The sequence below is a fragment of the Gramella sp. KN1008 genome (assembly GCF_004332155.1).
Classification (GTDB): Bacteria; Bacteroidota; Bacteroidia; order Flavobacteriales; family Flavobacteriaceae; genus Christiangramia.
On sequence record NZ_SJDV01000012.1, the window covers coordinates 1 to 19044 of the forward strand.

Sequence of the window (19044 nt, forward strand, 5' to 3'; positions counted from 1 at the left end):
AATGTTAGGTAAAATTGCTATAAACATACTAGCAAAATATGGACAGGAAAAAATCAAAGATTTTTATACTGATGACAGAACTGCATATGAGAAGGAGTTAACAGCAATAATTGACAGAACCACCTCAAAATTTTCAGAAAATTTCGATACGCGAGATAGTGAGGGGAAGTATTCTTTTATAAAGTCTAGAGCTGTTATAGAAAGTTTATTAAAATTCAGTCTTAGTAAAGAATTCGACAGGGAGAATTTATTTGCTATAATTAAGCAGGAGAGAAATGTTTATGCTCCAACAATTGATGAGTTAACATTTTTTGTTGAAACCTTCGAAAATGAGATAAGTAAGTCTGAAAAATTACAAGATTTCCATGTAAAGGATAACTTTCATGAGGAGATCTTTCTACTGGGTGAAAAATTAAGTACCCTCTTAGGCTTAACTTATGGCATAAAAGAAGACACACAAGAAATAAAAGAGAATATCCACGTATTTAGTTCTTTACTAACTGGGTTGAATCGGACTTTTCATAATCAGGTTGAAGAAATTAAAAAATGTGCTGAACGCTTCCAGGTGGAAACTGCACTTCATTTAATTGAAGGATTAGAAAAAGAACTGGACCAGCAGAACTTTAATGACGAAGGCATTAGGAGTAAGCTTCTTTTTTTAAAAGCTTATTGCCTAAAAGAGATTAATAAGGGCAGTAACCTAGAATTTGCTAAACTTTTTGTTCAAGCCTATTTAAAGGATTCTAAAGATTTAGCGATTATGCAACAAGCTGCAGTGGCATACCTGAATTTAAAAGAACAAAAAGACGCAGTTAAAGTAGCCAATAAAATTTTACAACAGGAGCCATTTGATCTTACAGCTTGGATTGTAAAATCTATTACTAGTAAGGACCTAAAAGAATATTTAATTAAAGTTCCTGAGGTTGTTAAAAAATCTAAGGGTTTTCAAATTTCCATTGCATACTATTTAATGCTTAAGAATAAAGAGCTTAATGTAGGATACTTGGAAGATTTAGGCGTTAATCTTATTATAGATGAAAAACTCCTTCCAGAACTAACTCTTTTTACAAAAGACATTTGGAATATAAATATTGACCTTCTCTATAATTTGGAATCCGGAAACCGATTAAGGAGATATGTCGCCGGTCACGACTTTTTATATGAAACAAATCAATATTCCGATTTGTTGGTCAAAATTTTGAAAAACTATGTTGCAAAATTAGATAATACAGAAGTTCATAGCCGAATTTTGGAGTATAAGTTCATTTTAAATTTTTATTTATATGCCATTACAAATGATCACAGCTATAGTCGAGAACTAGATAAAGTTTTCTCTTTAATAAAAAAGGATCCATTGAAATTAACACAGTATTGTCAAATTCAAAATCACCAAAAGGAATATTCTAAGTCCTTAGAAGCTTTTGAAGATTTTAAGGAGAAAAACAGTGATTTTCCTCTAGACATTCTGGTGTTTCAAATACACACATTATTAATATCTGGAAATAAAGAAAAGGCTATTAAGGAAATCAGATTCTATATCAATTCTATCCCCGTTATAGATTATTCTAGGATCCATAATTTGAAAGGTATACTTTTTAGTTCCTTGAATGAATTAAAAGACCTTGAGATAAAAGATATTGTAGAGCTGATTTCGAAGAAGGAATATTCTGAGGATACTTTAAAAATCTTGGTTAAAATTGAATTGAAGTTAGTTTTAGGCGAACCCAGTGAATTGGAAAAGCAATCTTTTTATGAGGAATTATATCAGATAGAAGATAAAGCTAATACCGAAAATTTGCACCTTTTTCTCCACTCCTATATGCTTCTAAATAAGGTGAAAGAAGCAATAAAATTATGTACAAATTACATAACTGATTTTGAAAAGGCGACTATAGAGTCTTTAAAATTATATGTACTTGCTCTGCTAGAGATGGTTAGTATAAGAATCGAACATGAGAAAGTAGAGTGCGATTACCATTCAGTTCTTCTTGAACTGTTAGAACATTTCAGAAAAAAAATCAAACCCATCGACATTAATTTTCTTAAGCAAGAATTGGAGCTATACAGAGCCGTGGAAGATTGGTCAACAATACTGGAAATTTCCTCCTTGCTCTACAAAATGGATCCTTCTGATGAGTACAATATTGCCAATTATTTATTCTCCCTCAAAGAAAACAAGGACTATATAAAACTAAAAGAGGTATCTCAAAAGATCCCGGACCAGTTTAAAGTTGAAGCTTACGGAATTAATGTAGCTCAAGTCTTAATTAATTCTAATGTTAATGTAAACAAAGGCTTTGAAATAGCCTATAGGTTAGCACTAGATACCAAAAATACTCAGTCCCGTCTATTCTACTTCGGAACATCATTAACAAATCGTGAGAAATTTGAAGATTATAAGATAGTGAAGGCAGATGCCTATGTTGAATTCTCCACAAATAAAGAGATTTTTATAGAATATATAGATCAAGATCATGAGTGGATTGGAAAAGAGATTGGTTCAAATATTACTGAGAAAGAGAACCTCTCAAACACCTTTACTAATATTACTATCCTGCACTGCTTTAATCAGTATGTGAAATTATATAAAGAGATTTTAAAAGAATCCAATAATCCTATAAACAAACTGGGTATCAAACAATTCAACATTGATTCTTCTTCAAAAGAAGGTTTTGAAGAACAGTTAAAAAACTTGTTTGGCTTTCAAGGTGAAGAAGATGAAAGATTTCAAAAGAAATTACTGGAGGAATATTCTACCTATAAAACAGGTTTTATCACAATTGCAAATTCTCTTTTTAAACAAGATTTTTGGTCGACTGATAAGTTTTTAAAAACACACCACACTTATCAAGTTCTACCTAAAGTCTTTTTCGGAGATCCTCCAATAAATAAGGAGACCTTGTTCATCTTAGACTATACCTCTGTATGTACATTATATGACTTTCAAAAAAAATTCGGACTACCGCCCTCAGAGAAGAAGTTTTTAATTTCTAATTTAATTCCTACGATTATTGAACGGCTAATTGAGGAAGAAGAAAAAAAATCTTCAACAGAAAGCTTTAACCTAAAAATTACTACTAAAAATGTAATACCTAATTTCAAACCTGAAAATTTCTCAAAAAGTAAAATTGAAGATCTTAAAGGATTATTAGAATGGATCGATAAACACTGTAAAACAACGATTGTAAGGGAAAAAATCGATGTTGTTTTTAAGTTAGAAAACAATAAAACAAACCCACTTACAAAATCTTTAATTGACAATATCTTCCTGTCCAATCGTGAAAATCATTTATTAGTAACAGATGATGTTTTTTATGCTCTCAATTTTGGAAAACTAAATATGATCTCGAGTGAAATCTTATTATTATCATTAGTCAATAAAAGCATGTACCCAAAGCTCTATTCTTATTTTTTAGAAAATCACTTTGTCGGAATTACCGTTGAAAAAGACCTGCTGTTAGAAAAATTTAGAAATTACATTGCTGGTAAGGACAGCCATTATCTTACTGCTCTTAAAAGTCTATCTCAGGATTTGAATCCACATCCTAACAAAATTTCCGTTGTTTCTAATTTAATCAAAGATATGTACTTAATAAATGGCTTGACATTAGAGACAAAAAATTCTCATGTACACAATCTTTTATTGGCTGTATTTCCTGGTTGCACTCAAGTTTTTAGAAGTCAACTTCTCGATGAGACTAAAAACTTACTTAAACTTACCGGTCACATCTTTGATGAGTTCAACGTAACATTTAAAGTAGCTGAAAATCAATTTTTAAATCACCTCTTCTAATTTTCTGAATCTACAACTATGGAAATGGATAAAACAGCACTCATCATGAAAAATGATGAGTGCCTCTTTCAACTCAAAAACCAACGGTATTGAGAATCACCATTGATTGCTTTTGAGATGCCTTGTGCAAAAGCATAGGCATTTTCTCCCCTGTCAAGGAAAGTATCAATATAGCTGCTCTTATTAGCTCCTGTGAGCAGATTATAAGCATTCCACAAACTGATTTTACCGGAAGTGTCTTTACAGAAACTTTTATCCTGGTAATAATCTTTAGCGACTGTTGTAAAATGGTTGTCATTAAGCAACAACTGCGGAATCTGAGACTTTTCTGCTTTAGGCAGGTAATTATAAAGCTTTGCTTTCCCTAAAAGTTGCGCAAATTGCTTTTCACTCAAGCTTTCTTCCTGTAACCTTGCCATCCCCTGTATATGCTCCTCCATCCTATAGGTCTGGATAGCTTGTAGCATACTTCTTTTCAATTCCTGGTGAGAAGAAGCTTTCACCTCTCCCTTATATCCATCTGTTGAAATGCACATGTTACAGCAAACCATGTTCTGAAAACCAATGAAGAACTTGAAGCTCTCCATCTTCTTTTTACTGAACAAGTTTTCTTTATTATATGCTCTCACGCCACCTATAGAGAGCGACAATTCATTCCCATTGATGGTATCTGTGATACTCGGAATCCGCACAAGGAAAGCCATCCGCTCATAGTAGATGGTTTTCTGATGATTTTTCAGCTCCTTTGCGGGTATATGAATAGCATCCGGAGTTCTACCTTTAATTTGATGACTTACTCGCACCTCAGGATTGTTAATATCTTCATTGAGAAATATACTTGATGCGCATTCTAAAGCAACATCAATAAATTCCTGGTGAGCTATCGTCTGTTCATTGTCTTTGGCAAACACAGGAATTATGCAGTCCTCCTTTAAATGAGAGAGGCTAACATCTGTAGTGTTAGCCTCTATAAAAGGTGATCTGTTTTCCTCTTTTGTTTCTCGCGTACCTATAGGAGAAGGATTACTTATCATTTCTCTCTCCTCATTTTGGTTTCTATTAACTACTTGTAGTTCCATTTTGTTTAAATGTATGTTGGTTATGTATATTGTTATTTCTGATCACATCTTGCTGTTGAACAAAGTCTTTTGTGAGTACATCTTTGTAGGATGCAAATTCCTTATAAAGAGCATTCAACTGTGAATTAGTAGTGCAGGATTTAATTTTCCTCTTCACCTCATTCAAATCAGCTCCGGAATTACACCAATCTCTTATCTGTTTTCCTACCCCGGGAGTAATAATGAATTCCGGTTTATCTGAGAATAACCCCGTTCTATCTTTTGATGCCTTAGCATAATGTTTAATGTCAAGATCAAACACTATGGTAAATTCGTAATCTACTGAATCTCTTTGAACAGCCTTCAGCCCCACCTTTTCGGGAACCATCTTACCATTCTTGTTATTGATGACATAATCTTGCTTCACTCTCATTGTAGCAATAAAATGTGTATCACTTTGAAGAATCTTGTCAAGAAACTTCTTTTGACGTGGAGTGATCTTGCCCCAGTTGGCAAAACTGTTCCCTGGTAGAGAAGAGTGATATTCCAATAAATAATCCCAGCAATGCGAGATGCTATCCAAAATAATTACTTCCATCCTGGCCTGAAGGCAAACGTCTATAGCTTCGATATAAGATTCTGGAGTATATGGAGGTTTCAGAGTGAGCACGTTGTAATCTCCAAAGTGAGCATATAAATCTGCACTTCCGTTTTCCGTATCAATGATAGCAACCTTCGAAAGGTCATTGTCTGTAAGTCCTTTTGCTATTAACAAAGAACTGTAAGTTTTTCCAGCTCCACTTGGTGCCTGAATTGCCATTTTAATTTTGGCTTTTTGACGGTGTGATTTTCTTAATTCCATAATGGTGTTTATTTAATATTTTGTTTAAAATTTGTACAGCCCAAAGTGAAAAGGAGGCTAAATTGCCTCCTTTTCCATTATTTACAGAAATCCTAATGTATTTCTGATTTTTCTCAAATGCTCAGTTGTCTTTTGACTGTGATAAGGCTGGTATAGCAACTTTATAGATGCTTCACCGGAATATCCTAATCCATGGTAAAATGACTTAATTACAATCGCACCCAAAAAGGTCACATAGGACCTCCCACGACTAGTTGTTATAAATTCTGCCGTTGTCACATCTCGAAAAATACCACATTGTTCCGCCAGTGGAGTACAGCGGTTATTGCTATAAATAAAGCCCCATCCGCGAAGACACTGAAAAAAATGATTTCGCTCTTTTTTGTTAATGCCCAAGTGGAGGGCGACTTCCTTAATCGAATACCATTGGCCCTTCTTCAGACCATAAAAAGTTTCTATTCCTTTTTCTAATTCGTAATATCGGTCGAGTCTGTATTCATCTGGATAAAAAATGTCCATTTTAAAAATTTTTATGTTTAATTATTTTATTGACTATAGTTCAAGAAGCTTTTTATGTTCCTTATCTATTATTGTATTATCAAATTCTTTTAAATACGTCATCGTTATACCAAGATTGGAGTGTCCCAAGGATTCAGAAATTATGTCGGTGGAAACTCCTTTATACTTCATAATAGTGGCATAAGAATGTCTGGCCACATATGAGGTAATCCTCTTATTTATACCAGCCAGTTCAGCAATTTCATTAAGCCTACTATTATATCTGCTTAACACTTTATGCTTTCTATTAGCAATTTGTTTTGCTGTCATTTTTTCTTTTAAAAGAATAGGAAACACATAAGGAGATGTGCTTTTTTGTTCTCTATAGAACTTGAGGATTTTCTCTACTGGGGGTAAAATTTCCAATGTAAAATGCTTTTTGGTCTTTCTTCTCGAGTAGTGAATTTTCTTGTTATGAATATCAGACCACCGTAAAAAAGTCATGTCTGCCAGATTCATCCCACGGCAGTAGAAGGAAAACATGAAAAAATGATGAGCATCCACGAGATGAGGATGTTCAGAAAGGTCAACTTTTGAAAATGCTTTTAGCTCTTCAACCGTAAGAGCCCTTTTGTGAGACCTCCCTTTTAATCTTGAAATCTTGTAGTGTTTAAATGGGTAGTGGTCCAGTGAAACCACTTCCTTTCTAACAGCATCATTAAATAAGGCTCTTAACTGGCGCATCTTGAAGGCTATACCTCCATCTTGGTTTCCTCTTTCTCTCATAGATAATTCAAATTTCTCCAGAAAATCAACAGTTATTTCTTTAAATTTTAACTCCTTCGGATAAAACTTTTTCAAGGCTAACATTGTTTCCTCGTAGGCTCTTGCGCTACCTAATCTTTCTGATCGATCAAGAATATCAATCTTCTGTTCAAAGAAATTCCACACAATTATATTCGTATGATCTTTTCCTAAAAATTTGTCAGCAAAATCAGTCAGTGAATAATCCTTTTCTGATTCCATGAATTCATCAATAATTTTATTCGCCTGTAGTTTAACTTGAGCGAGGTAACTGTTTCTTTTACGAAATCCAGGATAAGATTTTTTAAATTCCTGTCCATCAAAATCTTCCTTTCTTGCTCTCAAACCTAAAGGGAGAAGTTTGCTCTTCCGGTTCTTTGTTACTCTTAGCATTACCGGATATGTACCATCTTGTAATTTCTTCTTCCTAATTACGATCTTCGTTGTTATCATTATTTTATTTTTAAACATAGGATTCCCGTAGAAGGAAATCCATCTATTAAACAATCAGTGGAAACTGCAGAAACTGCAGACTTTGCAGCTTCAGCAGAGTTTACACTATCCTAAAATTCGTCTGTATTTTCCGTGGGAAATTTTGCGCAGAATCTTGAATTCTCGCCATTTTTGTAGCTTCTCATCTACAGATCTTTCAGGAATATCATAGGCTTTAGCTTTTTCAATAGCTTCCTTCCTCGTGAATATTTCCTTTAAGCTAAACAGGAAGTTGTCATCATTTTCTGAAAGATAACCGAGACTGACATTTTGGGATACAGAATCAGCATGATGAAGCAACTTTTTGGTTAGAACCAGAGCTGTCTGAAAGTCCACATCTGTACATTCCAATTCACGTTGATGCTCAATTTCTTTTCCTTTTCTAAAAGCAGAAAGGATCATGCAAATCCTGTAAAGAATAAGACCATGTCTTTTGACAATAGATGTAAATCCCTGTGGGTGTCCCTCTACCACTATTGAATATATCCTGGACATCTCTTGGTTGAAAAGTTTCTGTTGTTCCTTCGTGAGTTTAAATTCAATGGGTGATTGTGCCTTGACCAATAATTCGTAAAGGTTATAGACCTCTTTACCCACCTCTACAAAGGCATCTTTTAAATTTCTACTTTCAGCTTTAAATACATCTTTCCATTCACTAACCTCATCAAAGTAATAGAACAACATCCTGCTAAAAAGACCATTGTCTTTTGATTTAACCAATGGCTGGAGTTGATCTGGTGTTCCTGATAAAACCAAGGACAATTGTGGCTGGTCAATCTCCATGTATAGGTTGTCCATTTTTCTGCTAATCGAAATTGGCTCATGGTGAAAAGCTTTGCGAAGCACGTCTGAGAAATTGCCCCAATCTTGATTAAGCATTACAGAGAGAGTATCCGCTTCAGATTCTATTATTATTCCACCAAAATGAGCATTCTGTATTGTTGGATACATCTCAGCCGCACTTATGTTTCCGGGTATTATTTTGGTTTCAATTGGAGGACAAGGACCTTCCATCGCTTCTTTTTTGTTCTTCTTTTTATCTTTTTTCGCATCATTACAATCTTGTAATTCATTTAGACTATTATGGAATATTCTTTTGTGAATCGGGTCAACCAATTCTCTGGCAAAGTTCATCACACCTTTTCCTGAAGCAGGTGGGGCAATAATCATCACATATAGGTTTGTAAAAACTTTTTTACCGTCATAAATCCCATACATCTGCGGCAGACAGCTGCTCAACGCCCCTATAGTGGAAAGTAGCACAATGTCTTTTTCTCTTCCGGAGAACTTACTCGTCAAACCTTTAATTAAAGGTGGTAGATTTATATACACTTCCTCTCCTAATAATTTACTATCCATTTAGCTTAGCTTTTATCAGTAGTGTGACCCTCGAACCTATTTCTTCGTAAGAAATCATCCAAATCTCTTTTTTTGAAGTAGATGAGTTTGTTATTAGGTTTGTAGTGGGTGATTTTACCTTGGGAAGTAAGCTTGTATAAAAAGCTCTTGCTCACATCCAGATAATCGACTGCTTCATTAAAGCTGAGCATCTTTTTGCCACATCTTTCTTCAGCGGCTATAAGATCTCTAATGAGTTCCTTTAATTCTTTTATTTCTTTTTGCATTGTAAATAGTTTAAGAAACCCTGAATATTCTTTATCCGCGGAAGGGTTTCGGATTAATACAATGCGAAAGTAGATCAGGGGTATCTTTGCAATCTTTACTTAATCTTTAATTAAGACTAAAGGCTACGAAGTTCTTCTATAATGGAGTCGATATCTTCTTTCCTATCAGGACTGGATGACATCTGATTATGTGAAATGTTCAGATTTTTTAGCTCCTTATTATGGATGCTAACAAAAACATATTTTATCTGAGAAAAGAGTTCCTTGTTCGGCCTTCTTTGCAAAAGACCTATTTCAGCCAATGATTCTATCAGGTAGAATAAAGTAGCTTTGTTAGTATGACCATGCCTTGTTCGGACTTGCCACTTCACCTTTTCTTCTATTGGTCTTCCTGTAAAAGCTTTTTGGAATTCAGATCTGTCTGATTGAATAAAAGCTGAAGGCTCTGACAGCAGGTCATAAAGTTTATTAACTTTTAGGTCACGTTCTGAATCTGTTGTCGCCAAAATATTAAATGATAATACACTGTCCGGAAATGTTGGAACGGAATTACTGCTGTAGTGGTTAATGGTATTCAACACTTTTTCAAGAAAGGTTATGAGAACAGGAAATTCCGTCACAGATTGAAGCTGGACCAATTCTTTATATTTTAACCGAAGAAATTCTCCATATTTTTTTTCATTACCTTCTAAAAAGCTTTTTTGAAATTCTTGTTCAAGAAGTCTTATTGTTTTTTGTACTTCTGGATTAATATCTCTTCTTACTTTATCCTCAAATCTGTATGTGGTAATCCCTTCTCCTTCCCTCACCCCAATCAGATGGTTGTTCTTATCGACTTTATTAATCTCTCCAAAGTTGTGGACACCTTCTTCATAAAAAGAATCTAAACTTTTATAGATACCTCGTGAAAGGTAGTAGTCAAAAAAACCAAAAGGGTGTTCTGGAGTGCTTTCCATGTTTCAAAAATAGGAAAATGAAACAATAAGAAAAGATAAGTAAGAAATGGTTGTTGGTCCTATGTTAGTCCCAAGGAATAAAAAAAGCCTCTCACTTCGTGAAAGGCTTGATTTTACTTGTGGTCCCACTTGGGCTCGAACCAAGGACCACCTGATTATGAGTCAGGTGCTCTAACCAACTGAGCTATGGGACCTGATACTTATTCGTATCGCGAGCGCAAATTTAGATAATTGCGGCTTATACACCAAACAAAATATTTCTATTTTTCCTGACAGAGCTCAACCAGCACACCGTTGGCGTCCTTTGGATGCATGAATGCAACGATCTTATTATCGGCTCCTTTTTTGGGCTGATCATTCAACAACCTGAAACCCTCTCCCTTAAGTCGTTCAATTTCAGCCTGGATATCATCTACATAAAAGGCCATATGGTGAATGCCTTCCCCGCGCTTTTCTATAAATTTTGCAATGGGACTTTCAGGATTAGTAGCTGCGAGTAATTCTATCTTACTTTCACCTATCTTAAAAAATGATGTAGAGACCCCTTCACTATCTACAGTTTCAGTTTTGTAATGTCCTGCACCAAGAACAGCCTCATAGGTTCTGTTAGCCGCCTCTAGGTCCTTTACCGCGATTCCAATATGTTCAATTCTCTTCATTTACTTCGGTTTATTAAAACAAATATCTATAATTAATGTTATATGATTCAAATTCATTGAGATGAAGATAAATCACATTTAAAAATTTTACTTTTGTAACATGGAAGAAACAAACAGACAAAAAAAGATAGGAGGATTATTGCAGAAGGACCTGGCAGATATCCTACAAAGCTCACTTAGGGATAGCGGAAGGACGGGAATTTTGATCTCTGTTTCCAAAGTCAGGGTAACGACAGATCTTTCCATTGCGAAGGCTTACGTAAGTATTTTTCCAGCCAAGCATCAGGAAGAAGTGATCAATGAGATCAATGAAAATAAATCGAAAATCAAGCATGAAGTAGCCCAGCGAACCAAGCATCAGCTAAGAAAGATGCCCGATCTTAACTTTTATATAGATGACTCGCTGGAATATATAGAAGGCATCGAAAAATCTATTAAGGGCAAGGAAAATCCTATCACCGATCCCGATCTTTTAGACAAGCGGAAAAAATCTTAATTTGAAGTTCCCCCTCTACATCGCCAAAAGATATTTGTTCACCAGAAGCAAAAGCAATGCGATCAATATCATTACCATTATCGCTGCTATAGGAGTGTTTGCGGGGGCTTTCTCATTATTTATTGTGCTTAGCGGTTTTTCCGGGCTAAGGGATTTCAGCCTTTCATTTTCAAATGAATTTGATCCAGACCTGAAGGCACTTCCCAAGCAGGGCAAGATCCTTAAAATTTCAGAAGAACAGGTTGCAAGACTGCAGGAAATAGAAGGAGTTGAACGCTTCAGCAAGGTCATTGAGGAGCGGGTCATACTAAGCTATAGATCAAAGACAAATCCGGCTTATATAAAAGGGGTTGATGAAAATTATCGAAGAGTAAATAAAATTGACAGTTCAATAGTTTTTGGCACCTGGCTTACCAACAGTGAGCCCCAGGTGGTTATCGGCAATGGTCTCTCCAGATTGTTGGATGTTGGCACATTTAATTATCAGAATCTTTTAAAGATCATGGTTCCCATTCCGGGAAAAGGACAGATCAGCATCACTAATCTTAATGAAGCCTTCAACACAAGACAGGTGATCGTAAGCGGTATTTATAGTGTAAATGAAGAACTGGACGATAAGTATCTCTTTAGTCACATTGGTTTGGCCAGGGATCTTCTGAGCATGGAAGAGGATGAGTTTTCGGCGGTCGAATTCAAATTAAAGCCTGAAGCCTCGATCGCGGACGTTTCAGAAGAAATAAATGAAATTTTCGAAGGACAGGCTCTTATAAAAACGAGAGCAGAACTGAACGATGCTCTTAATAAGATGCTGAATTCTGAAAACCTGTTCGTTTACCTCATCTTTACTCTGGTTCTTACCATCGCACTTTTTAACGTGGTTGGCTCTATAATCGTAATGATCCTGGACAAACGTGAAAATATCAAAACTCTCTACAGCCTGGGAGCCACGCCTAACCAGATAAAGAACATCTTTTTTATGCAGGGCATGCTTATGACCAGTCTTGGAGGAATCATCGGACTTATTTTCGCGATTATCCTTATCTATCTTCAGATGAATTTTGACCTGGTAATGATCACTCCTAACCTTCCATACCCGGTACAGATGAAACTGCAGAACATACTCATAGTGATAGCAACCATCTTCACCTTAGGTCTTATTGCCTCATATATTGCGGCGGGAAGAAGTAAGAAAGCACTGAATTAAGCGAACTGAAAATCGGCGAAGTCTCTCTCTACCTCATTAAAGGCTTCAAATACATCTTTAGCATCATCGCTGGTAACCATTTTCATCCTGTACTCCTTGAAATGTGGAATTCCCTTGAAATAATTAGTATAATGCCTCCTGGTCTCAAAAACCCCTAATTTTTCACCTTTCCAGTCGATCGCCATTTCAAGATGACGGCGGGCGGCATCCAGTCTTTCTTTCATTGTTGGAGGAGGAAGATGTTCACCTGTTTCAAAATAATGTTTAACTTCACGGAAGAACCACGGATAACCAATGCTTGCACGCCCTATCATAGCGCCATCAAGACCATATTTATCCCGCATTTCCACTGCCCTTTCCGGGGAATCCACATCTCCGTTTCCAAATACCGGAATATGCATACGCGGATTGTTCTTTACTTCAGCAATTGGCGCCCAGTCTGCTTCACCTTTATACATTTGAGCTCTGGTTCTACCGTGTATCGAAATGGCCTGACAGCCTACATCCTGCAGCCTTTCAGCAACCTCAACGATTTTAATGGAATCGTGATCCCAGCCTAATCTGGTTTTTACAGTCACAGGTAATTTGGTGTGCTTCACCATGGCTTCAGTAAGAGAAACCATCAGGTCTATATCTTTTAGAATACCGGCTCCGGCTCCCTTGGAAACCACTTTTTTCACCGGGCAACCAAAGTTAATATCAATAATATCCGGACCAGATTTTTCCACGATCTCTACAGATTGAAGCATGGATTCCAGGTTGGCTCCAAAGATCTGGATACCAACAGGACGCTCCTTTTCGTAAATATCAAGTTTCATGGTGCTTTTTGCCGCATCGCGAATAAGCCCTTCCGAAGAGATGAATTCGGTAAATACCACATCTGCGCCCTGTTCCTTGCATAATGCACGGAATGGCGGATCACTCACATCTTCCATCGGTGCCAAAAGCAACGGGAAGTCTCCTACATCTATATTTCCAATTTTTGCCAAATCCTCTGTTTTTCAGGTGGCAAAATTACTAAATAAAATGTATTGATTAAAAACAGGTCCTAAAAGACTTATTCCTGCAGGGTCTCAATTTCCTTTAAACGCTCACTTTCTTCAGCATCAATTGCCCGCTTATTATCATTGAGTTTAAAGTTTCCGAACTTATAGGTAAGTCCAAAACGGATCATGCGGGATTCAGGTTTGGCAAAAAATGCGTTGTTCTGATTTAAATATTGAGAACGTAACGGAATATTCATCGAATTAAAAATATCCTCCACATTCACCGTAGTTATTAAACGGGAGTCAAAAAAGCTTTTTCTAAGCCCTATACTTAAACCATACTGGGCTTCTTCATAATCATATGAACCCACGATGAAACCCGGCATATAAGAGCCGGTGAGCTCACCTATAAAGGTTCCGTCCTTAGAAAGAGTGAACTGGTTATACGCCTGCAGATACGTGCTGGTCACCTCATTAGTAAGCTTCTGAGCGTTACTTTCTAAAGCAGTGAACCTATACTGAAGGGTATACACAGAACCATAGGTATAAAGATACCACCAATCGGTGAGGTAACTGTAATACATCACATCCAGACTAAACTGCTGGTCATAAGCCATATTGGTATTGAGATATCGCAGGGTTTTGGCTTCATTATCCTGAAAAGGAAGAAGCGCAATGGCATTATTAGCTCTTTCCCAGTAAAGGTCAAAGGATAGTTTATTCTTGTAGGTATAATTAAAATTGATCTTATTATTAATAGAGGGTCTTAGATCGGGGTTTCCCTCCTGAAAATTCTTCTCGTTAATAAAATACCTGTAGGTATTAAGACTCTGAAACCTTGGCCTGGTTATCCTTCTGCTGTAATCGATACCTAAGGAATGATTTTCGCCAGACGAATACATTAGATAAAAAGTTGGAAAAAGTTCAAAATATTCCTGTGAATTAACGACTCCCAGGTTTTCAGATGTCCCTTCCACATCAGTGAATTCTCCCCTTAAACCAATTTTCATACTTACTTTCTCCCAGTCTCTTGATAAACCGGCATAGGCGGCATAAATGTTTTCATCATAATCTAACGCGTCTGAAAGATTTCCGGAGAAATCCATCGTGCCTCCGTTGGTATCAAAGAATTCCTGTCCGCTATCTGTTTTCAGACCGGAATATTTTAAACCGGTTTCAAAATTGATACTTCCCAGTGGAGCCTGAATATCCATCTGGCCAGTATATATTCTACTGGTTTGATTAGAGACTGTTATGAAAGAGTTCTCATTTAGTAAATTATCATCCGACGAAAAATACCGGGTCATCAGGTCCTGCGAGCCATCATTCTGGAAATCTATAAAGTTCGCAACGGCAGAAAAACTTCCTCCTTTCGATCCCAAACTGGTATTATAAGAAGCGCTAAGAAGAATATTATCGGTCTCGCTCTTTAATTGGCTGTCTGTGGTAAAAAGTGAATCAAGAGAATTCTGTGGATCATAGATCTCAGTTAGTCCCCCTATATCAGAATCATTCTTAGGTGATAACTGAATATTAGCACTAAAACTCAATGTACTTGTCTCACTCAAATTAAAGTCCAGAATAGTATTCAAATTATGAGAAAGATCCCTGGTATCACGCTCAAAATCTGTGAACCAATATGAATCGGTCTCACCGTTAGGACTGAAAAATTCAACGAATGTCTCTTCTTCCTTATAGATGTTGCGGTAATTAAAATTATAACTCGCAAAGAAATTAAGCCAATCGGTCTTATAATACTGACTGGTACCTACGTTGTATTTCGGAACAATCGCAATGGTATTGGAGGCATTGAGACTCCCCTTATAACCAATTGAAATGTTTTTTGAAGTCTTAATGTTCAGGATAGCACCACCTTCAGCGTCATATTTTGCTGGCGGATTGGTGATCACTTCAACAGATTTCACGTTCCCTGCTGAAAAGCCTTCCAGTAACTGCTGCAGCTCCCTGCTGGTAAGATAAACTTTCCTGTCATTGATATAAACGGTTGCCGGCCGGTTTCTAACCAATAGCTGATCCTGGCTAACAATAACCCCGGGTGTTCGTTTCAGGATCTCAAAAGAACTTCCTGTAGAAAGAGTAGTGTTTTCAACATCAAAAACGATACGATCTACCTGCCTGCTAACCTTTGGTCTTCGGGCGTTTACCGTCACCTCGTCCAATGCGTCATTTGAGACTTCCAGTACAATAGGTTCCAGATCTGTATTATTCTCTACCCTGATTTTTCTTAGTTCATCCTTATAGCCCACAAAACTAATTTTCAACAGATAAACAGAATCCTCAACATTTTCCATATTAAAAGATCCGTTTTCTTCAGAAATTGTTCCTTTATATACGGTGGTGGAATCCTGGGCACTTAAAAGGATGACATTTGCAAAGGCTACACCTTCATTATCCTCATTAACCACTCTACCCTGTACATAGCTTTGCCCGGAGACAAAATACGGCATGAGAAGACATAAGAGGGGGGCGAACTTCAATATTTTCATGAATGGTTAAGTCTGGTTTTTTTGAGCAAAAGCTAAACAAAGATATAGTTTCTGAATTTTTAAGCAATATTTTTTATTGCTTATCATTCTGAGAATAAAAATGTTAAAAAACATGGATCTTGCTCAACCCATTCACGAATAACGATTATTTCTTTATCGCGTCATAAAGTACCTGCTGAATTTTTGTCCTGGTATTTAGTTGATAGAGGCGCGTATTATCCCTGGTAGGAAGCACCCTGTTGGAAAGAAATACATATAAGAGGTCTACTTGCGGGTCTACCCAAACCATGGTTCCCGTAAATCCCGTGTGGCCAAAACTGTTGCTACTTGCATCTTTTGCCGTATTATTATCTTCTCCCTGATATTCAAGATTTGGCTTATCAAAACCCAACCCCCGACGGTTATCATTCTCCGGGAACTGAGTTTTTGAAAATTCTTTCAAGGTTTCTTCAGAGATAAATCTCTCACTGCCATATTCGCCATAGTTAAGATACATCTGCATTAGTTTTGCCAGATCATTGGCATTGGCAAATAGTCCGGCGTTAGCAGATACTCCCCCCATCATAATAGCTCCCTCATCATGGACTCTTCCGTGAATAGGCTTATGTCTGAAAAAAAAATCGCTTTCTGTGGGAACTATTCTGTTTAATGAAAATTCGTCCGATGGATTATAAGTTAAGGTAGTAGCACCCAGTTTATCGTAAAAACTCCTGTTAATATAGGTTCTGAAATCCTCACCTGTAATCTCTTCAACTATCGATGGCAAAAGATAGAATACCAGTCCCGAATATTTATATTTCGCTTCATCTTCAAGGGGTGACTTTTTAATAGCTCTAAATATCTTATCCTGATAATTTCGGTGTAGCCATAGTTCGTCGCTGATCTTTACGGGAAATCTTGCTGATGAATCCTTTTTGAAAGTATTCCATCTATAGCTTCCGTTTCGCCTCAAGGTATTTTTCCAGTAAGGGATCCACGGCTTGAACCTTGCCTGGTGAGCAAGGATCTGGCGAAAAGGAACATCTGCCTTGTTCGAATTCTTAAAATAGGGAAGATAATCATCTATCCCGGCTTCCAGATCAAATTTACCTTCGTCATAGAGCATCATTAAAGCTGGTAAGGCAGAAGAAATTTTTGTAACCGACGCCAGATCATAAAGATCATCTTTTTTAACCTTTATCGTATCGCTGTATTTATGGAGCCCGTATGCTTTATACATTACCACCTTTCCGTCTCTGGCCACAAGAATCTGACCTCCCGGAATCGCTTTTGCATTAATAGCTTCATGCATTAGCGAATCTACTCTGGGAAATAAGATCATAGAATCCATGCCGGCATCTTCAGGGGTAGTGTATTTAAATCTGTAATAAGCACCAGTTTCAATACCGTCTCCCGTTCTGAACTTTTCGCCCAGACTAACAGGTAATTTTCCGCTGGCGCCAATCCCGCCTAAAATAAGCTGGGCCGTCATTTCCTGGGTTATCTCAGAATCCTGATAGGCTTCAATAAGCACCGGAGCCTTTTCAATATCTTCCAGTTTGTTGATCACATAAGGATTTTTAAAAAGGCTAACAATACTATTCTCTGCATTTGATATTTCTCCAACAAATTCCTGAAGCTCCTCAGAGAGATTTACCGAATTTCTTGGAAACTTACTCTGGTCATGGATTCCCACAATTACAAGATTATAATCCTTTAGCTCTTCCTTTAGCTCATCTATCTGAGATTCGCCAGCATCCACCGGTAATTGGAAATGTTCAACCTCGGTATAAAGACTAAGACTTTCCTGAAAAACAGATACTTCATCAACACCCATAGAGATGGATGCGACTTTTAGGGTATCCAGACGTTTTAAGGGTATCAGGTCATTTCTGTTATTTAATACGGTAAGTGATGCTTCTACAAGTTTACGGTTTAAAAGTTTCGCTTCGGGAGTATTCAGCTCCTTTTCAATATTTTCAGTTATGGTAGGGCTATAATTGTGGAGTCCCACCCATTGCTTTACAGCCAGTACTTTTCTTGTTCGGGCATCGATCTCTTTCTGAGTAATGACACCATCCTCAATAGCCTTTCTTATTTCAGAAATTGCTCTGGGTACATCTTCAGTAAATTCAAGAAGATCATTCCCCGCCACGATGGCTTTTTTATCAACCACTCCAGGTTCGTTACCGGTGGTAACTCCTTTCATATTCATCGCATCGGTAACAATAAGACCATTGAAACCCAATCTTTCCTTAAGAATGCCCGTAATAATAGGTTTGGATAATGTGGAAGGGACGCCGGTAGAATCCAGGGCGGGAATATCCAAATGAGCAACCATTACCCCTCCTATCCCTGCATCTATCAATTCCTTAAAAGGATACATTTCCAGAGAGTCGAGTCGTTGAAGGGGATGATTTATCTGCGGCAACGCATAATGTGAATCGGTATCGGTATCTCCATGGCCAGGAAAATGCTTGGCCGTAGTTAGTATATTATGATCCTGCATTCCCTTCATGTATGCAATCCCCTTTGAGGTCACATTCTTTTTATCTTCCCCGAAAGAGCGGTAATTTATTACCGGATTGTTAGGATTGTTATTAACGTCAACCACCGGTGCGAGGTTAATATGCAAACCAGATCTTTTTACCTGCCGGGCTACTTCTTCACCCATCTGATAAATAAGACTGTCATTCTGCACTGCACCCAGGGCCATCTGGAAAGGGTAACTTATTGTATTGTCAAGTCGCATCCCAAGTCCCCATTCGGCATCAATTGCCCCAAGAAGCGGTACATCGGCTGCCAGCTGATAATCGTTCATAAGCTCAGCCTGGCTTTCCGGATCCCCCTGAAAGAAAATGACTCCGCCTACCTTATTTTTCTTAACATGTTCCAGAATTTCGTTTTTATGTTCTCCCCCTCTGTTGGAATATGCGGCAACCAGGATAAGCTGGGCAATCCTTTCATCGGGACTTAAGGTATTCATAATGGAATCAACCCATTTGCTATTCTGATATTTCAGAAATTCCGGTTCCGATTTTTTAGAATTCTGGGCATTAAGCTGCAGACCTAAAAAAAGTCCGGTAAGCATTAGTAAGATCGGCGTCTTCGTTCTCATTGTATTC

The 19044-nt window shown here is 37.2% G+C and carries 14 protein-coding genes and 1 tRNA gene; 3 read left to right on the top strand and 12 right to left on the bottom strand.

Going from position 1 to position 19044, the window contains the following annotated elements; all coding sequences use genetic code 11:
- On the top strand, positions 1-3793 hold a 3793-nt coding region (locus tag EZJ28_RS16080; protein WP_165499097.1), incomplete at its 5' end, for a hypothetical protein.
- 68 nt (positions 3794-3861) lie between these two features.
- Here the strand turns inward: EZJ28_RS16080 and EZJ28_RS14875 are convergent.
- The 9 genes from EZJ28_RS14875 to mce all read right to left on the bottom strand — a co-directional run bounded on the left by EZJ28_RS14875 (position 3862) and on the right by mce (position 10747).
- Complete coding sequence (locus EZJ28_RS14875; RefSeq protein WP_131399308.1) at positions 3862-4872, bottom strand: DUF3871 family protein; 1011 nt, start codon at positions 4870-4872, stop codon at positions 3862-3864.
- Positions 4853-5713, bottom strand: coding sequence for an AAA family ATPase (locus EZJ28_RS14880; RefSeq protein WP_131399310.1), 861 nt, complete (start codon positions 5711-5713; stop codon positions 4853-4855). The genes EZJ28_RS14875 and EZJ28_RS14880 overlap by 20 nt, the downstream gene beginning before the upstream one ends.
- 81 nt (positions 5714-5794) lie before the next feature.
- A complete protein-coding gene (locus EZJ28_RS14885) occupies positions 5795-6232 on the bottom strand; it encodes a hypothetical protein (protein WP_131399312.1) in 438 nt (145 codons plus the stop codon).
- A 33-nt stretch (positions 6233-6265) separates the two neighbouring features.
- A complete protein-coding gene (locus tag EZJ28_RS14890) occupies positions 6266-7468 on the bottom strand; it encodes a site-specific integrase (RefSeq protein ID WP_165499098.1) in 1203 nt (400 codons plus the stop codon).
- Between the two features lie 105 nt (positions 7469-7573).
- A complete protein-coding gene (locus EZJ28_RS14895; RefSeq protein ID WP_131399316.1) occupies positions 7574-8866 on the bottom strand; it encodes a DUF3987 domain-containing protein in 1293 nt (430 codons plus the stop codon).
- A 5-nt stretch (positions 8867-8871) separates the two neighbouring features.
- Positions 8872-9132 carry a helix-turn-helix domain-containing protein gene (locus EZJ28_RS14900; protein ID WP_131399317.1) on the bottom strand — a complete coding sequence of 87 codons (261 nt, stop codon included), beginning with the start codon at positions 9130-9132 and terminating at the stop codon, positions 8872-8874.
- A gap of 116 nt (positions 9133-9248) precedes the next feature.
- Positions 9249-10088, bottom strand: a complete 840-nt coding sequence (locus EZJ28_RS14905) for a hypothetical protein (protein ID WP_131399319.1) — start codon at positions 10086-10088, stop codon at positions 9249-9251.
- A 120-nt stretch (positions 10089-10208) separates the two neighbouring features.
- Positions 10209-10282, bottom strand: a tRNA-Ile gene (locus EZJ28_RS14910).
- A gap of 66 nt (positions 10283-10348) precedes the next feature.
- Positions 10349-10747, bottom strand: a complete 399-nt coding sequence (gene mce / locus EZJ28_RS14915; RefSeq protein WP_131399321.1) for a methylmalonyl-CoA epimerase — start codon at positions 10745-10747, stop codon at positions 10349-10351.
- Positions 10748-10847: 100 nt separating this feature from the next.
- Here mce and rbfA point away from each other — a divergent pair, with 100 nt between their 5' ends.
- The gene (rbfA, locus tag EZJ28_RS14920; protein WP_131399323.1) at positions 10848-11243 is read left to right on the top strand and encodes a 30S ribosome-binding factor RbfA; all 396 of its coding nucleotides are present in this window, start codon (positions 10848-10850) and stop codon (positions 11241-11243) included.
- Position 11244: 1 nt separating this feature from the next.
- Entirely contained in the window at positions 11245-12447 is a 1203-nt protein-coding gene (locus tag EZJ28_RS14925) for an ABC transporter permease (protein WP_131399325.1), read from the top strand.
- Here EZJ28_RS14925 and dusB read toward each other — a convergent pair.
- From dusB to EZJ28_RS14940, 3 genes are all read right to left on the bottom strand, one after another.
- Complete coding sequence (gene dusB / locus EZJ28_RS14930; protein ID WP_131399327.1) at positions 12444-13436, bottom strand: tRNA dihydrouridine synthase DusB; 993 nt, start codon at positions 13434-13436, stop codon at positions 12444-12446. The two genes, EZJ28_RS14925 and dusB, sit on opposite strands and share 4 nt — an antisense overlap.
- A gap of 68 nt (positions 13437-13504) precedes the next feature.
- On the bottom strand, positions 13505-15940 hold the full coding sequence (locus tag EZJ28_RS14935) for an outer membrane beta-barrel family protein (RefSeq protein ID WP_131399330.1): 2436 nt from the start codon (positions 15938-15940) through the stop codon (positions 13505-13507).
- A 145-nt stretch (positions 15941-16085) separates the two neighbouring features.
- Positions 16086-19037: a glycoside hydrolase family 3 N-terminal domain-containing protein gene (locus EZJ28_RS14940; protein ID WP_131399332.1), complete on the bottom strand. Its 2952-nt coding sequence runs from the start codon at positions 19035-19037 to the stop codon at positions 16086-16088.
- Positions 19038-19044: the final 7 nt, after the last annotated feature.

Excerpts from the sequence above, each read along its gene's own strand:
- EZJ28_RS14890 (WP_165499098.1), bottom strand. The coding sequence starts at position 7,468 with ATGATAACAACGAAGATCGTAATTAGGAAGAAGAAATTACAAGATGGT.
- EZJ28_RS14885 (WP_131399312.1), bottom strand. The coding sequence starts at position 6,232 with ATGGACATTTTTTATCCAGATGAATACAGACTCGACCGATATTACGAA.
- EZJ28_RS14875 (WP_131399308.1), bottom strand. The coding sequence starts at position 4,872 with ATGGAACTACAAGTAGTTAATAGAAACCAAAATGAGGAGAGAGAAATG.
- rbfA (WP_131399323.1), top strand. The coding sequence starts at position 10,848 with ATGGAAGAAACAAACAGACAAAAAAAGATAGGAGGATTATTGCAGAAG.
- EZJ28_RS14905 (WP_131399319.1), bottom strand. The coding sequence starts at position 10,088 with ATGGAAAGCACTCCAGAACACCCTTTTGGTTTTTTTGACTACTACCTT.
- mce (WP_131399321.1), bottom strand. The coding sequence starts at position 10,747 with ATGAAGAGAATTGAACATATTGGAATCGCGGTAAAGGACCTAGAGGCG.
- EZJ28_RS14900 (WP_131399317.1), bottom strand. The coding sequence starts at position 9,132 with ATGCAAAAAGAAATAAAAGAATTAAAGGAACTCATTAGAGATCTTATA.
- EZJ28_RS14940 (WP_131399332.1), bottom strand. The coding sequence starts at position 19,037 with ATGAGAACGAAGACGCCGATCTTACTAATGCTTACCGGACTTTTTTTA.
- EZJ28_RS14935 (WP_131399330.1), bottom strand. The coding sequence starts at position 15,940 with ATGAAAATATTGAAGTTCGCCCCCCTCTTATGTCTTCTCATGCCGTAT.
- EZJ28_RS14895 (WP_131399316.1), bottom strand. The coding sequence starts at position 8,866 with ATGGATAGTAAATTATTAGGAGAGGAAGTGTATATAAATCTACCACCT.
- EZJ28_RS14880 (WP_131399310.1), bottom strand. The coding sequence starts at position 5,713 with ATGGAATTAAGAAAATCACACCGTCAAAAAGCCAAAATTAAAATGGCA.